Source organism: Streptomyces sp. NBC_01428, from assembly GCF_036231965.1.
Classification (GTDB): domain Bacteria; phylum Actinomycetota; class Actinomycetes; order Streptomycetales; family Streptomycetaceae; genus Streptomyces.
The window spans coordinates 2,563,307-2,583,189 of the sequence record NZ_CP109499.1 but is presented as its reverse complement, the minus strand read 5'-3'; the positions used below and the strand labels follow the sequence as shown (position 1 = coordinate 2,583,189).

General features: G+C 71.9%; 14 protein-coding genes. 8 read left to right on the top strand and 6 right to left on the bottom strand.

The genetic code is table 11. The features are described 5' to 3' along the window. The first annotated feature begins 39 nt into the window (after positions 1-39). The gene (locus OG406_RS11120; protein WP_329185529.1) at positions 40-1,494 is read left to right on the top strand and encodes an amino acid permease; all 1,455 of its coding nucleotides are present in this window, start codon (positions 40-42) and stop codon (positions 1,492-1,494) included. On the opposite strand, the gene OG406_RS11115 is transcribed toward OG406_RS11120, so the two are convergent. Further along, on the bottom strand, positions 1,451-1,903 hold the full coding sequence (locus OG406_RS11115; RefSeq protein ID WP_164375131.1) for an ATP-binding protein: 453 nt from the start codon (positions 1,901-1,903) through the stop codon (positions 1,451-1,453). The genes OG406_RS11120 and OG406_RS11115 overlap by 44 nt on opposite strands. A gap of 402 nt (positions 1,904-2,305) precedes the next feature. On the opposite strand from OG406_RS11115, the gene OG406_RS11110 reads away from it, so the two are divergent. Together OG406_RS11110 and OG406_RS11105 are read left to right on the top strand one after the other, a co-directional pair. Further along, positions 2,306-3,133, top strand: coding sequence for an enoyl-CoA hydratase family protein (locus tag OG406_RS11110; protein WP_267048761.1), 828 nt, complete (start codon positions 2,306-2,308; stop codon positions 3,131-3,133). A 7-nt stretch (positions 3,134-3,140) separates the two neighbouring features. Then, a complete protein-coding gene (locus OG406_RS11105) occupies positions 3,141-5,486 on the top strand; it encodes a bifunctional salicylyl-CoA 5-hydroxylase/oxidoreductase (protein WP_329185528.1) in 2,346 nt (781 codons plus the stop codon). 30 nt (positions 5,487-5,516) lie between these two features. Here the strand turns inward: OG406_RS11105 and OG406_RS11100 are convergent, their stop codons facing one another. Further along, positions 5,517-6,359: a PaaX family transcriptional regulator gene (locus tag OG406_RS11100; RefSeq protein ID WP_267048762.1), complete on the bottom strand. Its 843-nt coding sequence runs from the start codon at positions 6,357-6,359 to the stop codon at positions 5,517-5,519. Between the two features lie 15 nt (positions 6,360-6,374). Further along, positions 6,375-8,060: an AMP-binding protein gene (locus tag OG406_RS11095; protein WP_323186434.1), complete on the bottom strand. Its 1,686-nt coding sequence runs from the start codon at positions 8,058-8,060 to the stop codon at positions 6,375-6,377. A 139-nt stretch (positions 8,061-8,199) separates the two neighbouring features. Between OG406_RS11095 and OG406_RS11090 the strand changes: the two genes are divergently transcribed. Beyond that, entirely contained in the window at positions 8,200-9,351 is a 1,152-nt protein-coding gene (locus tag OG406_RS11090) for an acyl-CoA dehydrogenase family protein (protein ID WP_267048763.1), read from the top strand. Further along, the gene (locus OG406_RS11085; protein ID WP_164375125.1) at positions 9,348-9,746 is read left to right on the top strand and encodes a RidA family protein; all 399 of its coding nucleotides are present in this window, start codon (positions 9,348-9,350) and stop codon (positions 9,744-9,746) included. Before OG406_RS11090 ends, OG406_RS11085 begins: the two co-directional genes overlap by 4 nt. Positions 9,747-9,837: 91 nt before the next feature. Here the strand turns inward: OG406_RS11085 and OG406_RS11080 are convergent, their stop codons facing one another. Then, a complete protein-coding gene (locus OG406_RS11080; protein ID WP_266617213.1) occupies positions 9,838-10,032 on the bottom strand; it encodes a DUF5999 family protein in 195 nt (64 codons plus the stop codon). A 263-nt stretch (positions 10,033-10,295) separates the two neighbouring features. On the opposite strand from OG406_RS11080, the gene OG406_RS11075 reads away from it, so the two are divergent. Next, a complete protein-coding gene (locus tag OG406_RS11075) occupies positions 10,296-10,721 on the top strand; it encodes a DUF6299 family protein (RefSeq protein ID WP_164375123.1) in 426 nt (141 codons plus the stop codon). Between the two features lie 120 nt (positions 10,722-10,841). Here the strand turns inward: OG406_RS11075 and OG406_RS11070 are convergent, their stop codons facing one another. Continuing rightward, positions 10,842-12,371: a helix-turn-helix domain-containing protein gene (locus OG406_RS11070; RefSeq protein ID WP_329185526.1), complete on the bottom strand. Its 1,530-nt coding sequence runs from the start codon at positions 12,369-12,371 to the stop codon at positions 10,842-10,844. 240 nt (positions 12,372-12,611) lie between these two features. Continuing rightward, positions 12,612-12,803, bottom strand: a complete 192-nt coding sequence (locus tag OG406_RS11065; protein WP_081219920.1) for a DUF4236 domain-containing protein — start codon at positions 12,801-12,803, stop codon at positions 12,612-12,614. Positions 12,804-13,331: 528 nt separating this feature from the next. On the opposite strand from OG406_RS11065, the gene acnA reads away from it, so the two are divergent. Together acnA and OG406_RS11055 are read left to right on the top strand one after the other, a co-directional pair. Continuing rightward, entirely contained in the window at positions 13,332-16,046 is a 2,715-nt protein-coding gene (gene acnA, locus OG406_RS11060) for an aconitate hydratase AcnA (RefSeq protein WP_164375122.1), read from the top strand. A 503-nt stretch (positions 16,047-16,549) separates the two neighbouring features. Then, positions 16,550-19,828, top strand: a complete 3,279-nt coding sequence (locus OG406_RS11055; protein WP_329185524.1) for a GH92 family glycosyl hydrolase — start codon at positions 16,550-16,552, stop codon at positions 19,826-19,828. Positions 19,829-19,883: the final 55 nt, after the last annotated feature.

Genomic DNA, 19,883 nt, shown 5'->3' with positions numbered 1-19,883 from the left:
CCCGTCGCACCGCACCACCAGAAACGAGCACCACCCCGCATGCCCGCTCCCCGCATCAAGTCCCCCGCTCACCTGATAGCCGAGTCCGGCGCCGACCTCGAAGGCAACGGACTCAAGCGCACGATGGGTCTCTTCCAGCTCATCTGCTTCGGCGTCGGCGCCATCGTCGGCACCGGCATCTTCGTCGGACTCTCCGACTCGGTCGCCCAGGCCGGACCCGCCGTGGTCGTCTCCTTCATCCTCGCCGCGATCACCTGCGTCTTCACCGCCTTCGCCTTCGCGGAGCTGGGCGGCGCCATCCCGGTCTCCGGATCCTCGTACTCCTTCGCCTACGCCGGACTCGGCGAGAGCACGGCCTTCCTGGTCGGCTGGTGCCTGCTGCTGGAGTACGGCGTCTCCGTGTCGGCCGTCGCGGTCGGCTGGAGCCAGTACGTCAACGAGCTGCTCGTCAGCCTCACCGGCCTGCACCTCCCCGCCATGCTCTCCGCGGGCCCGTCCGACGGCGGGATCATCAACCTCCCCGCGGTCGTCGTGATCGCGCTCGCCTCGGTCCTGCTGGTCCGCGGTGTCCGCGAGAGTGCCCGCGCGACCGCCGCCATGGCCGTGCTGAAGCTCGTCGTGCTCGTGCTGTTCTGCGCGATCGGGTTCAGCGCCTTCAAGGACGGCAACCTCACGCCGTTCTCGCCCGCCGGACTCGGCGGCATCGGCGCCGGCACCACGGCCGCCTTCTTCTCGTACATCGGCTTCGACGCGATCACCACCGCCGGCGAGGAGGCCAAGAACCCCCGCCGCAACATCCCCATCGCCATCCTGGTCTGCATCGGCGTGGTCACGGTGCTGTACTGCGCCGTGGCCCTCGCCGCGATCGGCGCCATCGGCGGGGACAAGGTCGGCAGCCGCCCCGCCGCTCTGTCCTACGTCGTCAACGAGGTCACCGGATCCACCGTCGGCGGCGGAGTGATCGCCTTCGGCGCGGTCGTCGCCATCGCCTCCGTGGTGCTCGCCGTGATGTACGGCCAGACCCGCATCCTGATGTCGATGTCCCGCGACGGCCTGGTCCCGCGCGTCTTCGAGAAGGTCTCCCCGAAGACGTCGACGCCGGTCGCCGGCACGCTGATCGTCGCGCTCGTCTTCGCGCTCCCCGCGGCCTTCGCGTCGCTGGACTCCGTGGTCAACCTGTGCACCATCGGCACCCTCGCCGTCATGGTGGCCGTCAACATCGCGGTGATCGCGCTGCGCCGCCGCGAGCCGGGCCTCGCCCGCACCTTCCGGGTGCCGCTCTACCCCGTGGTGCCGGTCCTCGGCGTGGGTTTCTGCCTCTACCTGATGTACGAGACCGGCTGGACGACCTGGCTCCAGTTCGCCGGGTTCCTCGCGGCCGGACTGCTGGTGTACCTCGTCTACGGGCGCCGCAACTCCCGGCTGGCCCGTACCGGGGCCGACATCGCCGTCAGCGCAGCGGACGCCGCTGAGCGGGAACCACAGGCAGTCTGAACCAGACCGCCTTGCCGGAGTCGGTGGGGCGGTGCCCGCAGGACGAGCTGAGGGTGCGGATCAGCAGCAGACCGCGCCCGTGCTCCTGCCAGGGGTCGGGCTCGGCCGGGTGCGGAACCGTGAGGTCGCCCGGCGGCGCCGGGTCGGGGTCGTGCACCTCGACCTGGCAGCCGGTCGGCAGCAGTTCCACGACCAGCTCTATCGGCCCGTCGCCCGCGGTGTGCTCCACGGCGTTCGCGACCAGTTCCGCGGTGAGCAGCTCGGCGGTGTCGCTGTCGGCCGCGTGCTCCAGCTCGGCGAGAGCGGTACGGACCAGCGCACGGGCGACGGGCACGGCCGCGACGGAGTGCGGCAGCGCGATACGCCAGGAGGCGGGGGCGGGGGTGTCGTGCAAGGCGGGTCCGTTCATGGAGCAGGCTGTCCTGCTTTCAACCTTAGGAATGGTACGACTCTGTCGGGCAAACGTGCTCGGCGGGCTTTCTCCGGACATCTGCCGCTGTGTCCCCGGGCCGTCCGGGGCTCCTTTCGGGACGTTCGGTCCGATACGGGGCTCTGTACCCAGAGGAACGGTCCCCCTCCCGCGTGTGCTCCCGCCGTTACACGGCTATCGAAGATCCGTGACGCCGTGACGGGCGGGCCGACGGTTCTCCCGCCCCTCCAGGACTCCCGGGCCCCGGCTCCCCCTCGCGGCGCGGCCCCGGCGAGGACACACGCGGAGCGCCCTATCGCGCACTCGTGACGACAGTCACGGATGAGTGATAACTTCGGAGGGCAGCCGCAGCGTCGCCCCCGCCCGAGGAGGCCGCACCTCATGAGTCCCTTCACCGGCTCCGCCGCCCGCACCCCCGAGTGGGAGCATCTGGGCTACGAGCTCACCGACGGTGTCGCCACCGTGACCCTGGCCCGCCCCGAGAAACTCAACGCCCTCACCTTCGGCGCCTACGCCGACCTGCGGGACCTGCTCGCCGAGCTGTCCCGCGAGCGGTCCGTCCGCGCCCTGGTGCTGGCCGGGGAGGGGCGCGGATTCTGCTCCGGCGGCGACGTCGACGAGATCATCGGCGCGACCCTCGCCATGGACACCGCCCAGCTCCTGGACTTCAACCGGATGACCGGCCAGGTGGTCCGTGCCGTCCGGGAGTGCCCGTTCCCGGTGATCGCCGCGGTGCACGGCGTCGCCGCGGGCGCCGGAGCCGTCCTCGCGCTCGCCGCCGACTTCCGGGTGGCCGACCCGAGCGCCCGGTTCGCCTTCCTCTTCACCCGCGTCGGCCTCTCCGGCGGCGACATGGGCGCCGCCTATCTGCTGCCCCGCGTGGTCGGGCTCGGCCACGCGACCCGGCTGCTGATGCTCGGCGAACCGGTGCGCGCGCCCGAGGCCGAGCGCATCGGCCTCATCAGCGAACTCACCGACGAGGGGCACGCCGACGAGGCCGCGCAGACGCTGGCCCGCCGGCTCGCCGAGGGGCCCGCCCTCGCGTACGCCCAGACCAAGGCGCTGCTCACCGCCGAGCTGGACATGCCGCTCGCCGCCGCCGTCGAACTGGACGCCGCGACCCAGGCACTGCTGATGAACGGCGAGGACTACGCCGAGTTCCACGCCGCGTTCACCGAGAAGCGGGCACCGAAGTGGCGGGGGAGGTGACCGGCGGATGCGCGTGGACGACGGACACGGGAACGGGACCGACGACACGGGCGCCGGGCGCGCTCCGGGAGCCGGGAAGGGCGCGCGGCGCGTCGCGGTGATCGGCGGCGGACCCGGCGGCCTCTACACCGCGGCCCTGCTCAAACGCCTCGACCCGGCCCGCGAGATCACCCTCTGGGAGCGCAACGCCCCCGACGACACCTTCGGCTTCGGTGTCGTCCTGTCCGACGAGACCCTCGGCGGCATCGAACACGCCGACCCGGTCGTCTACGCGGCGCTCCGTGCGGAGTTCGTCCGCTGGGACGACATCGACGTCGTGCACCGCGGCGTCCGGCACACCTCCGGCGGCCACGGCTTCGCCGCGCTCGGCCGCCGCCGGCTCCTCGCGATCCTGCACGAACGCTGCCGCTCCCTCGGCGTCGACCTCCGCTTCAGGGCCGAGGCCCCGCCCGTCGCCGACCTGATGACCGCGTACGACCTCGTGGTCGCCGCCGACGGCGCGGGCAGCCTCACCCGCGCGGCGCACGCGGACGTGTTCCGCCCGTCCGTCGAGGAACACCGCTGCCGCTACATCTGGCTGGCCGCCGACTTCGCCTTCGACGCCTTCCGCTTCGAGATCGCCGAGACCGAACACGGCGTGATGCAGCTGCACGGCTACCCGTTCGCGGCCGACGCCTCCACCGTCATCGTCGAGATGCGCGAGGAGGTCTGGCGGGCGGCGGGGTTCGCGGACCTCGACGAGAGCGGGTCCGTCGAGCGGTGCGGCAAGATCTTCGCGGACGCGCTCGGCGGACGCCCGCTCACCTCCAACACGTCGGCGTGGACACGCTTCCGCACCGTCGTCAACGCCCGCTGGTCGCACCGGAATCTGGTACTGCTCGGCGACGCCGCGCACACCGCTCACTTCTCCATCGGCTCCGGCACCAAGCTCGCCGTCGAGGACGCCCTCGCGCTGGCCGCCTGCCTGGAGGAACACCCCTCGCTCGACCGGGCGCTGACCGCCTACGAGGAGGAGCGGCGCCCCGTCGTCACCTCCACCCAGCGCGCGGCCCGCGCCAGCCTGGAGTGGTTCGAGGACATCGACCGCCATCTCGGCCAGCCCTCACGGCAGTTCGCGTTCAACCTGCTCACCCGCAGCCGCCGGGTCACGCACGACAACCTGCGGCTGCGCGACCCGTACTTCGTGGCCGCCGTCGAGCGGGAGTTCCGCTGCCCGCCCGGGACCCCGCCCATGTTCACCCCGTTCAGGCTGCGCGGCCTGACCCTGCGCAACCGGGTCGTCGTCTCACCGATGGACATGTACTCCGCCCAGGACGGCGTGCCCGGCGACTTCCACCTCGTCCACCTGGGAGCACGCGCCCTCGGCGGCGCCGGCCTGGTGATGACCGAGATGGTGTGCGTCAGCGCCGAGGGCCGCATCACGCCGGGCTGCGCGACGCTCCAGACGCCCCGGCAGGCCGACGCCTGGCGGCGGATCGTCGACTTCACGCACCGGCAGGCACCCGGCACCGCCATCGGCGTCCAGCTCGGCCACGCCGGCCGCAAGGGCTCGACCCGGCTGATGTGGGAGGGCATCGACGAACCCCTGCCCGACGGCAACTGGCCGCTCGTCGCCGCCTCCCCGCTCCCGTACCGGCCGGACAGCCAGACCCCCCGCGAACTCACCCGCGCCCAACTCACCGACATGCGGCAGCAGTTCACCGAGGCCGCCTGCCGCGCCGCCCGCTGCGGCTTCGACCTCCTCGAACTGCACTGCGCCCACGGCTATCTGCTCTCCGGCTTCCTCTCCCCCCTGACCAACCGGCGCACCGACGCCTACGGCGGATCGCTGGAGAAACGGCTCCGCTTCCCGCTCGAAGTGTTCGACGCGGTACGGGCCGTGTGGCCGGAGGAGCGGCCGATGACCGTGCGCATCTCCGCCACCGACTGGGCCGAGGGCGGCACCACCGGGGACGACGCGGTCGCCGTCGCCCGGGCGTTCGCCGCGCACGGCGCCGACGCGATCGACGTGTCGACCGGCCAGGTCGTCGCGGACGAACGCCCCGACTACGGCCGCTCGTACCAGACGCCGTACGCCGACCGGATCCGCCACGAGACCGGCGTCCCGGTGATCGCCGTCGGTGCGATCTCGTCCTGGGACGACGTCAACTCCCTGATCCTGGCGGGCCGGACGGACCTGTGCGCACTCGCCCGGCCGCACCTCTACGACCCGAACTGGACGCTCCACGCGGCGGCCGAGCAGGGCTACGAGGGACCCGGCGTCAGCTGGCCGGAGCCCTACCGCGCGGGCAGCAGGCGCCCGCAGACCGGCCGCACGGACGCTCCCCGGCCGCGCCTCACGCTGGGCTCGTAGGAGAAGCGGCGTCGGAGGCCGGGTGCGGGGTCACTCCGCCCCGGGACACCCCGACCGCGGGGACACCCCGGCGAACTCGGCGCCCGCGTCCCGCAGTCGGTCGTGCAGGGCCCCGAAGACCCGGGCCGAGCGGGAGCCCGGCCAGTCCTCGGGGAGGAGGGCCGCGGGCAGTCCCGGGTCCGTGTAGGGGAGGTGCCGCCAGGAGTCCAGAGCGAGGAGGTAGTCGCGGTAGGCGTCCTCGTGCGGCGTGTCACCGCGCGTCTCCCAGGCGCGCAGGACGGGTTCGTGCTGGTCGAGGAACGCCTCGTGCTCCTTGGCGATCGCCGCCAGGTCCCACCAGCGGGCGACCGCGTCGGCCGTCGGGGCGAACCCGAGGTGCTCGCCGCGGAACAGCTCGACGTACGCGTCGAGGCGCAGCCGCTCCAGGGTGTGCCGGGTCTCCTCGTACAGCCGGGCGGGCGCGAGCCACACGCCGGGGGCGGCCGTGCCGAAGCCGAGACCGGCGAGCCGCGAGCGCAGGACGTGCCGCTTCTGCCGCTCCGACTCGGGCACCGAGAAGACGGCGAGCACCCAGCCGTCGTCCTCGGGCGCCGCCGACGCGTACACCCGGCGGTCGCCGTCGTCGAGGAGCTGCCGCGCGTCCGGCGACAGCGCGTACCCCGCCGCGCCCCCGGTCGTGCGCGCCGGTTCCAGGAGCCCGCGCCGCTTGAGCCGCGACACCGACGAGCGTACGGAGGGCGCGTCCACGCCGACCGCCGCGAGCAGCCGGATCAGCTCGGCCACGGGTACCGGACCGGGCATGAAGCGGCCGTACGCGCCGTAGAACGTGACGATGAGGGACCGGGGGGCGTGCTGCTCTGACACGCTGATCACTCTAGTGCGCGAAGATCACTTGGGGCCGCCGCCGGGGGACATATCACCCTCCGGCGCGACGGGTGACGGTGTGTCAGCGACAGGTTCGGCCCGCAGCAGGAACCGCTGGAGCTTGCCCGTCGCGGTGCGCGGCAGCGCGTCCGGGAAGACGATCTCGCGGGGGCACTTGTACGGCGCCAGCTCGGACTTCAGGAAGACGCGCAGCTCCTCGGCGTCCCGGCGGGCGCCCTCCGTCAGCACCACATGGGCCACCACGATCTGGCCGCGCTCCTCGTCGGCCCGCCCGACGACCGCCGCCTCGACCACGTCGGGATGCCGCAGCAGCGCGTCCTCGACCTCGGGCCCCGCGATGTTGTACCCCGCCGAGATGATCATGTCGTCGGCGCGGGCCACGTACCGGAAGTAGCCGTCGGGGTCGCGCACATAGGTGTCACCGGTGATGTTCCATCCGCCGCGCACGTACTCCCGCTGGCGGGGGTCCGCGAGGTAGCGGCAGCCGACCGGGCCTCGCACCGCGAGCAGCCCCGGCTCGCCGTCCGGCAGCGCGGTCCCCTCGGCGTCGACCACGCGCGCGTGCCAGCCCGGCACCGGCACGCCGGTCGCGCCGGGCCGGATGTCCCCGTCGGCGGCGGAGATGAAGATGTGCAGCAGCTCGGTCGCGCCGATGCCGTTGATGATGCGCAGCCCGGTGCGCTCGTGCCAGTCCCGCCAGGTCGCCGCCGGCAGGTTCTCGCCCGCGGACACGCAGCGCCGCAGCGACCCGGTGTCGTGGCCGTCCAGGTCCGCGAGCATCGCCCGGTAGGCGGTCGGTGCCGTGAACAGGACGGAGACGCGGTGCTCGGCGATCGCCGGCAACAGCTGCCTCGGGCCCGCCTGTTCGAGCAGCAGGGAACTGGCTCCGGCGCGCAGCGGGAAGACGACGAGTCCACCGAGTCCGAAGGTGAAACCCAGCGGAGGGCTCCCCGCGAACACGTCGTCCTCACGCGGGCGCAGCACATGCTCGGAGAAGGTGTCCGCCGTCGCCAGCAGATCGCGGTGGAAGTGCATGCAGCCCTTGGGCCGGCCGGTGGTGCCCGAGGTGAAGGCGATCAGCGCCACGTCGTCGGCGGCCGTGTCCGCCGGTTCGAAGGGCCCGTCGGGAGCGCCGGTGATGCGCAGCAGCAGGTCGTCCGGCGCGTCACCGCCGTACGGCGTGATCCGCAGGCCGGGGACGCCCGCCCGGGCCAGGTCGTCGACCGAGCGGAGGTCGCACAGGGCGTGGGTCACCCGCGCGATCCCGCAGATGGTGCGCAGCTCGTGCGGCCGCTGCTGCGCGAGCACGGTGACCGCGACGGCGCCCGCCTTCAGCACCGCCAGCCAGCACGCGGCCAGCCACGGGGTGGTGGGGCCGCGCAGCAGCACCCGGTTGCCCGGCACGACGCCCAGCTGGCCCGTGAGGACGTGGGCGATGCGGTCGACGCGGTCGCGCAGGTGCCCGTACGTCCAGGGAGGGCCGGACGGGGTGTGGAAGGCGGGGCGTCCGGGATCGGTGCCGGCGAGGAGTTCCGCGGCGCAGTTCAGCCGGTCGGGGTAACGCAGCCCGGGCAGGTCGAAGAGGAGCTCGGGCCACTGCTCGGGGGGCGGGAGATGGTCGCGCGCGAAGGTGTCGACGTGGGCCGAGTGTGCCGGCGCCAAGGTGTCCGCGGGGTCCACGGGATGCATGGCGGTTCGCCCCCTTGCCTTTGTGGGCTGCCTTCGTGGGCGTCGTGGTGGGCTCGCACAAGGAGCGTATCGTGTTGGTGACGACAGTCAACGGTTCGCGATAACGTGGGACGGTGTCCGACGGGGAGAGGGACCGGCAATGACCGCATTCTCACTGGAACCGGGACAGACCGCCTGGTGCGCCGAGCTGCGCACCCTGGCCGCCGACCACCTGCGTCCGCTGGCCGACAAGGGCGAGCCGGGCCACGTCAACCGCCCGCTGGTCGCCGAGCTCGGCCGGCTCGGACTGCTCGGCCGCCTGTTCACCTCCGGCGCACTCGACCTCTGCCTGATGCGCGAGTCACTCGCCCAGGTCAGCACCGAGGCCGAGACCGCGCTCGCCCTCCAGGGCCTCGGCGCCCACCCGGTCCACGCCCACGGCACCGCCGCCCAGCGCGAGCGCTGGCTGCCCCGCGTCGCGGACGGCGAGGCGGTCGCCGCCTTCGCGCTGAGCGAGCCCGGCGCCGGCTCCGACGCGGCCGCGCTGGCGCTCCGCGCGGACGAGGACGGCTCCGGCGGCTGGCGGCTCACCGGCGAGAAGTGCTGGATCTCCAACGCCCCCGAGGCCGACCTCTACACGGTCTTCGCCCGCACGGGACCCGCCTCCGGCGCCCGCGGCGTCACCGCGTTCCTCGTCCCGGCCGACCGCCCCGGCCTCACCGGCACCCCGCTCGACCTGCTCTCGCCGCACCCCATCGGCGCCCTCGCCTTCGACGCCGTCCCCGTCACCACCGACGACGTCCTCGGCGAGCCCGGCCACGGCTTCCGGGTCGCCATGAGTACCCTCAACCTCTTCCGTCCCAGCGTGGGCGCCTTCGCCGTCGGCATGGCCCAGGCCGCGCTGGACGCCACCCTCGCCCACACCACCCGCCGCACCGCGTTCGGCGGCCCGCTCAAGGACCTTCAGACCGTGTCCCACCAGGTCGCCGAGATGGCCCTGCGCACGGAGGCGGCCCGCCTGATGGTCTACGCGGCCGCCGCGGCTCACGACGCCGGGGCCGCGGACGTGCCCCGCCGCGCCGCGATGGCCAAACTGCTCGCGACCGAGACCGCCCAGTACGTCGTCGACGCCGCCGTCCAACTGCACGGAGCACGCGCCCTGCAGCGCGGCCACCTCCTCGAACACCTCTACCGCGAGGTGCGCGCGCCGCGTATCTACGAGGGAGCGAGCGAGGTCCAACGAGCGGTCATCGCCAAGGAGTTGTACCGGGAGGCCGCACAGGCCCGGCCGACGGGATCGGAGACCGTATGACCGCCGAACGCGTCAACCCGCCCGAGCTGTCCCCGCCGACGGGCTTCTCGCACGCCGTCGTCGCCACCGGCTCCCGCGTCGTCTTCCTGGCCGGCCAGACCGCGCTCGACGCCGACGGCAAGGTGGCGGGGGAGACCCTGCCCCTCCAGTTCGAACGGGCGCTGAAGAACCTGCTGACCGCGCTGCGCGCGGCGGGCGGCGCTCCCGCCGACCTCGCCCGGGTCACCGTCTACGCCACGGACGTCGCCGACTACCGGCTCAACGCGCCCGAACTCGGCCGCATCTGGCACCGGTTGGCGGGCCGCGACTATCCCGCGATGGCCGTCGTCGGGATCACGCGCCTGTGGGACGAACAGGCGATGGTCGAACTCGACGGCTTCGCCGTGCTCCCGTAAGGCCGGGGACCAAGCCCCGTAAGGCCGGGGACCAAGGCCCGGAGGTCCGGGGACCAAGGCCCAGAGGCCCGGGAGCGGCACGGGGAACGGATCAGGCGGCGACGACGAGCCGCTCGGCGAACAGCCGGTGCGGAGCGACCACGCTGCCGTCGGGGAGCAGTTCACCGCTGTCGTCGAAGACGATCGCGCCGTTGCACAGGAGATTCCAGCCCTGCTCGGGGTGGGCCGAGACGATGTGCGGGGCGACGGAGTCCACGGACGGGCACGAAGACCGGTGGGAACACATGGTGCACCTCCACGTCGGATGCGAAGAGTGTCGGCGGCGTTGTCGTCGCCCTCGCATGTACCGACCATGCGCGCTCCGCGAACTCACCGGAACAGCGGGCGGTGAAGCGTGACAACACGGGGACAACTCTCGAACGAGGCCGCGACGGACGTGGCCAACTCGCCACCAATGGGGTGATGATCACCGGCCCCGGGGCGTCGGACCGGTACCTGTTGAGCGCTCGTTCCCGGGCCCTCAGCGGGCCCCGTTCCAGGAGGTATCCCATGTTCGTCCGCCAGACCGTCGGTACGGCCGCCGCCGCGGCGCTGTTGCTGCTGCTCGCCCCGTCCGCCGTCGCCCGGTCCGCCGTGTCCGACGAGGTGACCGTCGACCCCACCGCCACGGTCGCCGCCGACGGCACCATCACCCTCTCCGGCACCTACCGTTGCGCCTCCGCCGCGGGACCCGTCTTCGTCTCCTCGTCGGTGTCCCAGGGCGACCCCCGGGTCCACCACGGCATCGGCGGCTCCTCGGCCGTCTGCGACGGCGCCGAACACCGCTGGACCAACTCCGAGAAGCGCGCCACCGACACGCTGGTCCCGGGCCCGGCCCACGTCGAGGCCACCCTGACGGAACTCGCCGGCACGGGCCTCCCCCTCCCGACATTCCACGCGAGCCGGGAGCAGGACGTCACGGTCACGCGGGGCTGAGCCGGCCGGCCGCCGCCGGGTGCGACGCGGCGCCCCGGACACACGAGTGCCGCCGCACCCGGCCCCGTCCTGCGTCCAGCAGCCCGGGGCCGGTCACGACGGCATCCGTGCGAGCCGTGCTCAGATGTCCCGGAAGATCTCGATCTGCGCCCCGATCGAGTTCAGGCGCTCCGCGAGGTCCTCGTAGCCGCGGTTGATGACGTACACGTTGCGCAGCACCGAGGTGCCGTCGGCGGCCATCATCGCGAGGAGGACGACCACGGCGGGGCGCAGGGCCGGCGGGCACATCATCTCGGCGGCGCGCCAGCGGGTCGGGCCCTCGACGAGGACGCGGTGCGGGTCGAGGAGCTGGAGCCGGCCGCCGAGGCGGTTCAGGTCCGTGAGGTAGATCGCCCGGTTGTCGTAGACCCAGTCGTGGATCAGCGTCTTGCCCTGCGCGGAGGCCGCGATGGCCGCGAAGAACGGGACGTTGTCGATGTTCAGGCCGGGGAACGGCATCGGGTGGATCTTGTCGATGGGCGCCTCCAGCTTGGAGGGCCGCACCGTCAGGTCCACCAGCCGCGTACGTCCGTTGTCCGCGAAGTACTCGGCCGTGCGGTCGTGGTCGAGGCCCATCTCCTCCAGGACCGCGAGCTCGATCTCCAGGAACTCGATCGGCACCCGCCGCACCGTCAGCTCCGACTCGGTGACCACGGCGGCGGCGAGCAGGCTCATCGCCTCGACCGGGTCCTCGGAGGGCGAGTAGTCGACGTCGACGTCGATGTTCGGCACGCCGTGCACGGTGAGGGTCGTGGTGCCGATGCCCTCCACCCGTACGCCCAGGGCCTCCAGGAAGAAGCACAGGTCCTGGACCATGTAGTTGGACGAGGCGTTGCGGATGACGGTGACGCCGTCGTGGCGGGCGGCGGCGAGCAGCGCGTTCTCGGTGACGGTGTCCCCGCGCTCGGTCAGCACGATCGGCCGCCCGGGGGTGACGGACCGGTCCACCTGGGCGTGGTAGAGCCCCTCGGTCGCCGCGATGTCGAGCCCGAACCGGCGCAGCGCGATCATGTGCGGCTCGATGGTCCGGGTACCGAGGTCGCAACCGCCCGCGTACGGCAGCTTGAAGGCGTCCAGGCGGTGCAGCAGCGGGCCCAGGAACATGATGATGGAGCGCGTACGGCGGGCGGCGGCCGCGTCGATGGCCTCCATGTCCAGCTCGCTCGGCGGCACGATCTCCAGGTCGACGCCGTCGTTGATCCAGCGGGTGCGGACACCGATCGAGCCGAGCACCTCCAGGAGGCGGTACACCTCTTCGATGCGGGCGACCCGGCGCAGCACCGTGCGGCCCTTGTTCAGCAGCGTCGCGCACAGCAGCGCGACACACGCGTTCTTGCTGGTCTTGACGTCGATCGAGCCGGACAGACGACGTCCGCCCACGACACGCAGATGCATCGGACCCGCGTAGCCGAGCGAGACGATCTCGCTGTCCAGCGCTTCACCGATACGGGCGATCATCTCAAGGCTGATGTTCTGGTTGCCGCGCTCGATGCGATTGACGGCGCTCTGACTGGTGCCGAGCGCCTCGGCAAGCTGCGACTGTGTCCAGCCCCGGTGTTGCCGGGCGTCACGGATGAGCTTGCCGATACGTACGAGGTAGTCGTCTGCCATGGCGCGACCGTATATCGGATGTGAGATAAAAAGAAATGGAGCGCCGCCTTCCGGGTGACGGGCTCCATCGCGGGGCGGGCGTGGGGGAGTTCGGGTGTCGCGGGCCTGCGCACAACAGCACGGCGGCGACCGTCGAGGGGCTCCCGAAGGTGCCGCCCGTCGACGTCGCCGCCGGTGAGTGCCGTGAAGGAACGCGTCTGTGACGGTTCGTCGAGACTGCCGCCCTATGTCCCTCTTGCGTCACTTCGCCTTACGGGTCTTGCGCCAGCCGAACGGACCCGGCAGGTCCATCGACGTCGTCCTGCGCCCGGTGGTGCTGTGCGTGTAGCGCGGGCCGTGGTCGCCGCCCGTGGTGATGGACATCGACTTGCGGTTGATGTTCAGGCGCACGCCGGGAAAGATCTTGAAGCTCTTGCGGAATGTCAGCGGCATGACTGCCCCCTGGTCTCGGTGTCTGCCGGGCCCTCCCCGGCAGACACCGGATACCCCGAAAGTGCTCCGATGTGCCTGCCTCTGTGGAGCGGGTCCGCCAACTTCCGGTTCCGGGCGAGAAGTTGGCATGGTTCGCCCGGTTTCGGGGGTGCGGCGGCGGAATTCTGGCGCCGAGGGGCACTCGTCGGAGGTCGCCGCGGGCCCTGGACCGGCGTACGGCCGGTCTGCTTCCTGCGCCCGCGGTGTCGCCCGCGGTGTCGCCCGCGGTGCGGCGCCGTCCCGGCGGGGGCGCGGCGCCGTCGCTCGCGTCGCGATGACGCGGGTCACGGGCGCCCGGACATGACCTGCCCGCCCCCATGTACTAGAGTTATCTCGACATCGAGATATCTGCCGAGGCGTACCGCGGCCGTACAGCGTCGTCCATCCGACGGTAAGGGTTACCTAACTTAGCCTTACCTTAGCGGATCGGCCAAGGCGCCGTGGCGGCAGGATGCGGTGGGAACGCGCACATCAATGAAGGAGACTGTCGTGTCGGCGAACAGCTTCGACGCCCGCAGCACGCTGCAGGTGGGCGACGAGTCGTACGAGATCTTCCGGCTGGACAAGGTGGAAGGCTCGGCTCGCCTTCCGTACAGCCTGAAGGTGCTGCTGGAGAACCTGCTCCGGACCGAGGACGGCGCGAACATCACCGCCGACCACATCCGGTCCATCGGTGGCTGGGACTCCCAGGCCCAGCCCAGCCAGGAGATCCAGTTCACGCCCGCCCGCGTGATCATGCAGGACTTCACCGGCGTGCCCTGTGTCGTCGACCTCGCCACCATGCGTGAGGCCGTCAAGGAGCTCGGCGGCGACCCGGCCAAGGTCAACCCGCTCTCCCCGGCCGAGCTGGTCATCGACCACTCCGTCATCGCGGACAAGTTCGGCACGAAGGAAGCCTTCGGCCAGAACGTGGAGCTGGAGTACGGCCGCAACAAGGAGCGCTACCAGTTCCTGCGCTGGGGCCAGACCGCCTTCGACGACTTCAAGGTCGTCCCGCCGGGCACCGGCATCGTCCACCAGGTCAACATCGAGCACCTGGCCCGCACGGTCATGGTCCGTAACGGCCAGGCGTACCCCGACACCCTCGTCGGCACCGACTCGCACACCACGATGGTCAACGGCCTGGGCGTCCTCGGCTGGGGCGTCGGCGGCATCGAGGCCGAGGCCGCGATGCTCGGCCAGCCGGTCTCCATGCTCATCCCGCGCGTCGTCGGCTTCAAGCTCACCGGTGAGCTGACCCCCGGCACCACCGCCACCGACCTGGTCCTCACGATCACCGAGATGCTGCGCAAGCACGGCGTCGTCGGCAAGTTCGTCGAGTTCTACGGTGAGGGCGTCGCCGCCACCTCGCTGGCCAACCGCGCCACCATCGGCAACATGTCGCCGGAGTTCGGCTCCACCGCCGCGATCTTCCCGATCGACGGCGAGACCATCAAGTACCTCAAGCTCACCGGCCGCTCCGAGCAGCAGCTCGCGCTCGTCGAGGCGTACGCCAAGGAGCAGGGCCTCTGGCTCGACCCGGCCGCCGAGCCCGACTTCTCCGAGAAGCTGGAGCTCGACCTCTCCACGGTCGTCCCCTCCATCGCCGGCCCGAAGCGCCCGCAGGACCGCATCGTCCTCGCGAACGCCTCCGAGCAGTTCAAGAGCGACGTGCGCAACTACGTCGCCGACGACGACGAGGCGGGCAAGGAGTCCTTCCCGGCCTCCGACTCCCCGGCCGCCAGCAACGGCGTCCCCTCCAACCCGGTCCAGGTCACGGCCCCCGACGGCTCGACCTACGAGCTCGACCACGGTGCGGTGACGGTCGCGGCCATCACCTCCTGCACCAACACCTCGAACCCGTACGTCATGGTCGCCGCCGCGCTCGTCGCGAAGAAGGCCGTGGAGAAGGGCCTGACCCGCAAGCCGTGGGTCAAGACCACCCTCGCCCCGGGCTCCAAGGTCGTCACCGACTACTTCGACAAGGCGGGGCTCACCCCCTACCTCGACAAGGTCGGCTTCAACCTGGTCGGCTACGGCTGCACCACCTGCATCGGCAACTCCGGCCCGCTGCCGGACGAGGTCTCCAAGGCCGTCAACGACCACGACCTCGCCGTCACCTCGGTCCTCTCCGGCAACCGGAACTTCGAGGGCCGGATCAACCCCGACGTCAAGATGAACTACCTGGCCTCCCCGCCGCTGGTCGTCGCGTACGCCCTCGCCGGGTCCATGAAGGTGGACATCACCAAGGACGCCCTCGGCACCGACCAGGACGGCAAGCCCGTCTACCTCGAGGACATCTGGCCCTCCGAGGCCGAGGTCAACGACGTCGTGGCGAACGCCATCGGCGAGGACATGTTCAACAAGTCCTACCAGGACGTCTTCGCGGGCGACGCCCAGTGGCAGGCGCTGCCGATCCCCGAGGGCAACACCTTCGAGTGGGACGCGCAGTCGACCTACGTGCGCAAGCCCCCTTACTTCGAGGGCATGACGATGGAGACCACCCCGGTCTCGGACATCGCCGGCGCGCGCGTCCTCGCCAAGCTCGGCGACTCGGTCACCACCGACCACATCTCCCCGGCCGGTGCGATCAAGGCCGACACGCCCGGAGGCAAGTACCTCACGGAGCACGGTGTCGAGCGTCGTGACTTCAACAGCTACGGCTCGCGCCGCGGCAACCACGAGGTCATGATCCGCGGCACGTTCGCCAACATCCGCCTGCGCAACCAGATCGCGCCGGGCACCGAGGGCGGCTACACCCGCGACTTCACGCAGGACGGCGCCCCCGTCTCCTTCATCTACGACGCCTCGCGCAACTACATCGACCAGGGCATCCCGCTGGTCATCCTGGCGGGCAAGGAGTACGGCTCCGGCTCGTCCCGCGACTGGGCCGCCAAGGGCACCGCGCTCCTCGGCGTCAAGGCCGTCATCGCCGAGTCGTACGAGCGCATCCACCGCTCGAACCTCATCGGCATGGGCGTCCTGCCGCTCCAGTTCCCGGAGGGCGCCACGGCCGAGTCCCTCGGCCTGACCGGCGAGGAGACCTTCTCCTTCACCGGTGTCGAGGAGCTCAACAACGGCACCACCCCGCGCACGGTGAAGGTCACCACCGACACCGGCGTCGAGTTCGACGCGGTCGTGCGCATCGACACCCCCGGCGAGGCGGACTACTACCGCAACGGCGGCATCATGCAGTACGTGCTGCGCAACCTGATCCGCAACTAAGCGGTCCGGCAAGCCAGTAGAGGGCCGCATTCCCGTCCGGCGGGGGTGCGGCCCTTCGCGTTGTCCGGCCACCGACCGCGACGACGACGCCCGGCGGTGCGGGCCGTCGACGGGCCCGCACCGCCGGGCGGTGGATGCGGGGAAGCTCAGGGCGGACCGGGCGGGTGGGTTCGGGCCCGTCCGGTCCGCGAGCCCGGACAGATCGGGGGGAGTCCTGCCCGGGATGGTGCGGCTTGTGACGACCAGGGTGCGCGACAACGTTGTCTGCCTGGTCTGCGCCAGACTCTACCGCCTCAACGGACAACGATGTCAAGGTAGTTGACGGACCACTCGACCGCCGCGCCCGTCCCTCTGGCCGGAACACGCCTGCCCGCAAGAGCGGGCGACGAGCGCGTCGTCCGGGACGCACGCGGTCTTCCGTGGTACCCGTGGCGCACGTTACTGTCCCAGCGGCTTGTGCGACCCGTGGTGCGCGACCCGTCCGAAGGAGGAGGGGCCGCGTCATGCGTTTCCGTCCGTCAACCGTCCTGCTGGCCGTCGCCCTGACGGTCGCCGGCGCCACTCCGGCGCTCGCCGCACCCCCGACCGGTCCACCGGACCTCGTCCAGGATCCCACCGTCCACGTCGACCCGCTCATCGGCACCAAGAACGGCGGCAACGTCTTCCCCGGCGCCGTCACCCCCTTCGGCATGCTCTCCTGGAGCCCCGAGAACACCCGCGGGGACGCCACCCGCACGGCCGCGCCGGGCGGCTACCAGTACGACGCCACCCGCATCCGCGGCTTCAGCCTGACCCACATGTCCGGCACCGGCTGCGCGGGCGGCAGCGGCGACATCCCCTTCTTCCCGTACGCCGGTGAGGTCACCTCCTCCCCGGCGAGCGACACCAAGGACGCCGTCTACGCGGCCGACTTCACGCACACGGACGAACAGGCCGAGCCCGGCCACTACCGGGTCGGCCTCGCCTCCGGGGTGAGCGCCGACCTCACGGCCACCGCGCGCACCGGCTCGGGCCGCTTCACCTTTCCCGAGGACAAGCCCGCCTCGCTGCTGATCCGCACCGCCAACTCCGAGGTCGGCTCCACGGACTCGACCGTGCGGATCGACCCCAAGACCCGCACCGTCTCCGGCTCCGTCACCTCCGGCAACTTCTGCGGCTATCTCGACCCCGAGGGCCAACGCTCCTACTACACCCTGTACTTCACCGCCCGCTTCGACCGCGCCTTCAAGACGACCGGGACCTGGCAGGACGACCGGCTCAGCCCCGGGTCCACCGAGGCGAGCGGCGGCACCGGAGGGTTCGCGCAGGGCGGCCGTCCCGTCGCGGGCAAGGGCGCCGGCGGCTACGTGCAGTTCGAGCCCGGCGCCGACCCGGTGAACGTGAAGGTCGGCATCTCGTACGTCAGCCAGGCCGGCGCCGCGGCCAACCTCGCGGCCGAGAACCCGCCGCACCGCTCCTTCGCCTCCGTCGAAAGCGCCGCTCACCGCGCCTGGCGGGACCGGCTCGGCGCGATCGGCGTCGGCGGCGGCACCGACGGCGACCGCACCACCTTCTACACCGCGCTCTACCACTCCCTCCTGCACCCGAACGTCATCAGCGACGCCGACCGCAGATACCGGGGCGCCGACGACAAGGTGCACACCGTGAGCCGGGGGCACGCCGCGCAGTACGGCACCTTCTCCGGCTGGGACGTCTACCGCTCCCAGGTCCAGCTGCTGACCCTGCTCGACCCGGACACGGGCTCCGACATCGCACAGTCCCTGCTCGAACTCGCCCGGCAGAACGGCGGCGTCTGGGACCGCTGGCTGCACGGCGCGAGCGGCACGCACGTCATGAACGGCGACCCGTCACCCGCGGCCCTCGCCGGTATCCGCGCCTTCGGTGGCACCGACTTCGACCTGCGCGGCGCGCTCGACTCCCTGGTGAAGGCGGCCACCGTGCCGACCGAGGGCGACCTGTCCCCGGCGGGCAAGCCCGTCCTCTCGGCCGGCCAGCGGCCCTCCCTCGACAAGTACCTCGACCACCACTACATGCCGTCCGTGACCAACGCCTGGGGCGGCGCGGCCGAGACCCTGGAGATGTCCGGCGCCGACTTCGCCATCTCCCAGCTCGCCGGCGCGGCGGGCCGGAAGAGGACCGCCGCCGACTTCGCCGAACGCTCCCAGTGGTGGCAGAACAACTTCAACATCGCGGCCGACCCCGGCGGCGGCTACATCGCCAACCGCAAGGCCGACGGCAGCTGGGTCACCGGCTTCACCCCCGCGACCGGCAACGGCTTCGTGGAGGGAACGGCCGCCCAGTACACCTGGATGGTGCAGCACGACCCCGCGGGCCTCTTCGCCGCGATGGGCGGCCGGGACAAGGCCCTCGAACGCCTCGACACCTTCTTCCACGACGCCGACGGCGGCTGGGCGTTCACCGGCAGCGGCGGCGACAAGTCCGAGCTGGACAACGAACCCTCCATCAACGTCCCCTACCTGTACGACTACGCGGGCGCCCCGTACAAGGCGCAGGAGACCGTCCGCGCCGCGATGACACGGCTCTGGTCGACGAAGCCCGAGGGCATCCCCGGCAACGACGACCTCGGCGAGATGTCCTCCTGGTACGTCTTCTCCGCGCTCGGCATGTACCCGCAGATCCCCTCCCGTGCCGAACTCACCCTGGCCTCACCGCTGTTCCCGAGGATCGAGATCGACCGGCCCGGCGGTCGCGACATCGAGATCCGGGCCCGCGGCGCGGCAGCGGACGCCCCCTACGTCCGGTCGCTGCGCGTCGACGGCCGTACCGCCGAACGGCCCTGGCTCCCCGCCTCCTTCGTCCGCGACGGCGGCACCCTGGACTACACGCTCTCCGGAACACCCGACAAGGCCTGGGGCAGCGCCGAGACCGCGGCGCCGCCCTCCTTCCGCACCGGTGAGCAGCCGTACCAGATCGGCGTCGGTCCCACGGCGGCGACGCTGGCGCCCGGCGGCAGCACCGCGCTCGACATCCGCGCCCTCGCGCTGAGCGGCGGCACCGGACCCGACGTGCGCTTCCACGTGGACACCCCCGACGGCGTGACGGCCACACCGGCCGAGGGCACCGTCACCGACGGCGCCCAGCGGATCACCCTCACCGCCGCCGACGACGCCGAGCAGGGGTTCTACGACGTCAAGGTCACGGTGACCTCCGCCGACACCTCGTACGCGCAGCCGGTGGCCCTGACCGTCGCCGCCCCGGGCTCCCTGCTCGCGGCCTACGACAACACCGGGGTCTCCGACGACGCCGGTGACCACGACGAGGCCGACTTCGACGGAGGCGGCTGGAGCTACTCCCGGCAGGCCCTCGCCGACGCCGGCGTGACTCCGGGCGGCCGGGGAACGGTGGACGGCCTCACCTTCACCTGGCCCGACTCGCCCCCCGGCCGGCCCGACAACGCCTCGGCGACAGGCCAGACCATCGAACTGGCCGACCCGGCCGCCCGGTTGTCCTTCGTCGGCAGTGCCGTCAACGGCAACCAGGAGAGCCACGCGACCGTCACCTACACCGACGGCGGCACCGACTCGGTCGACCTGGCCTTCACCGACTGGACCGTCGGCGGAGGAGGCGGCACCGTCCAGTACGGCAACGCCACCGTGGCCAAGGCCGCCTACCGCAACGTGGCCGGCGCGGACAAGGACCCGGTGGCCACGTACGTCTTCGCCACCAAGCCCTTCGAGGCCCCCTCGGGCCGCACCGTCAGGAGCGTCAAGCTCCCCGACAACGCGGACCTGCACGTCTTCGCCCTCGCCGTGAACAAGTGACGCCGTAGCGAAACGAGCTGATCCGCCCGGAACGCGGGGCGGGCCCGGAGTCTCC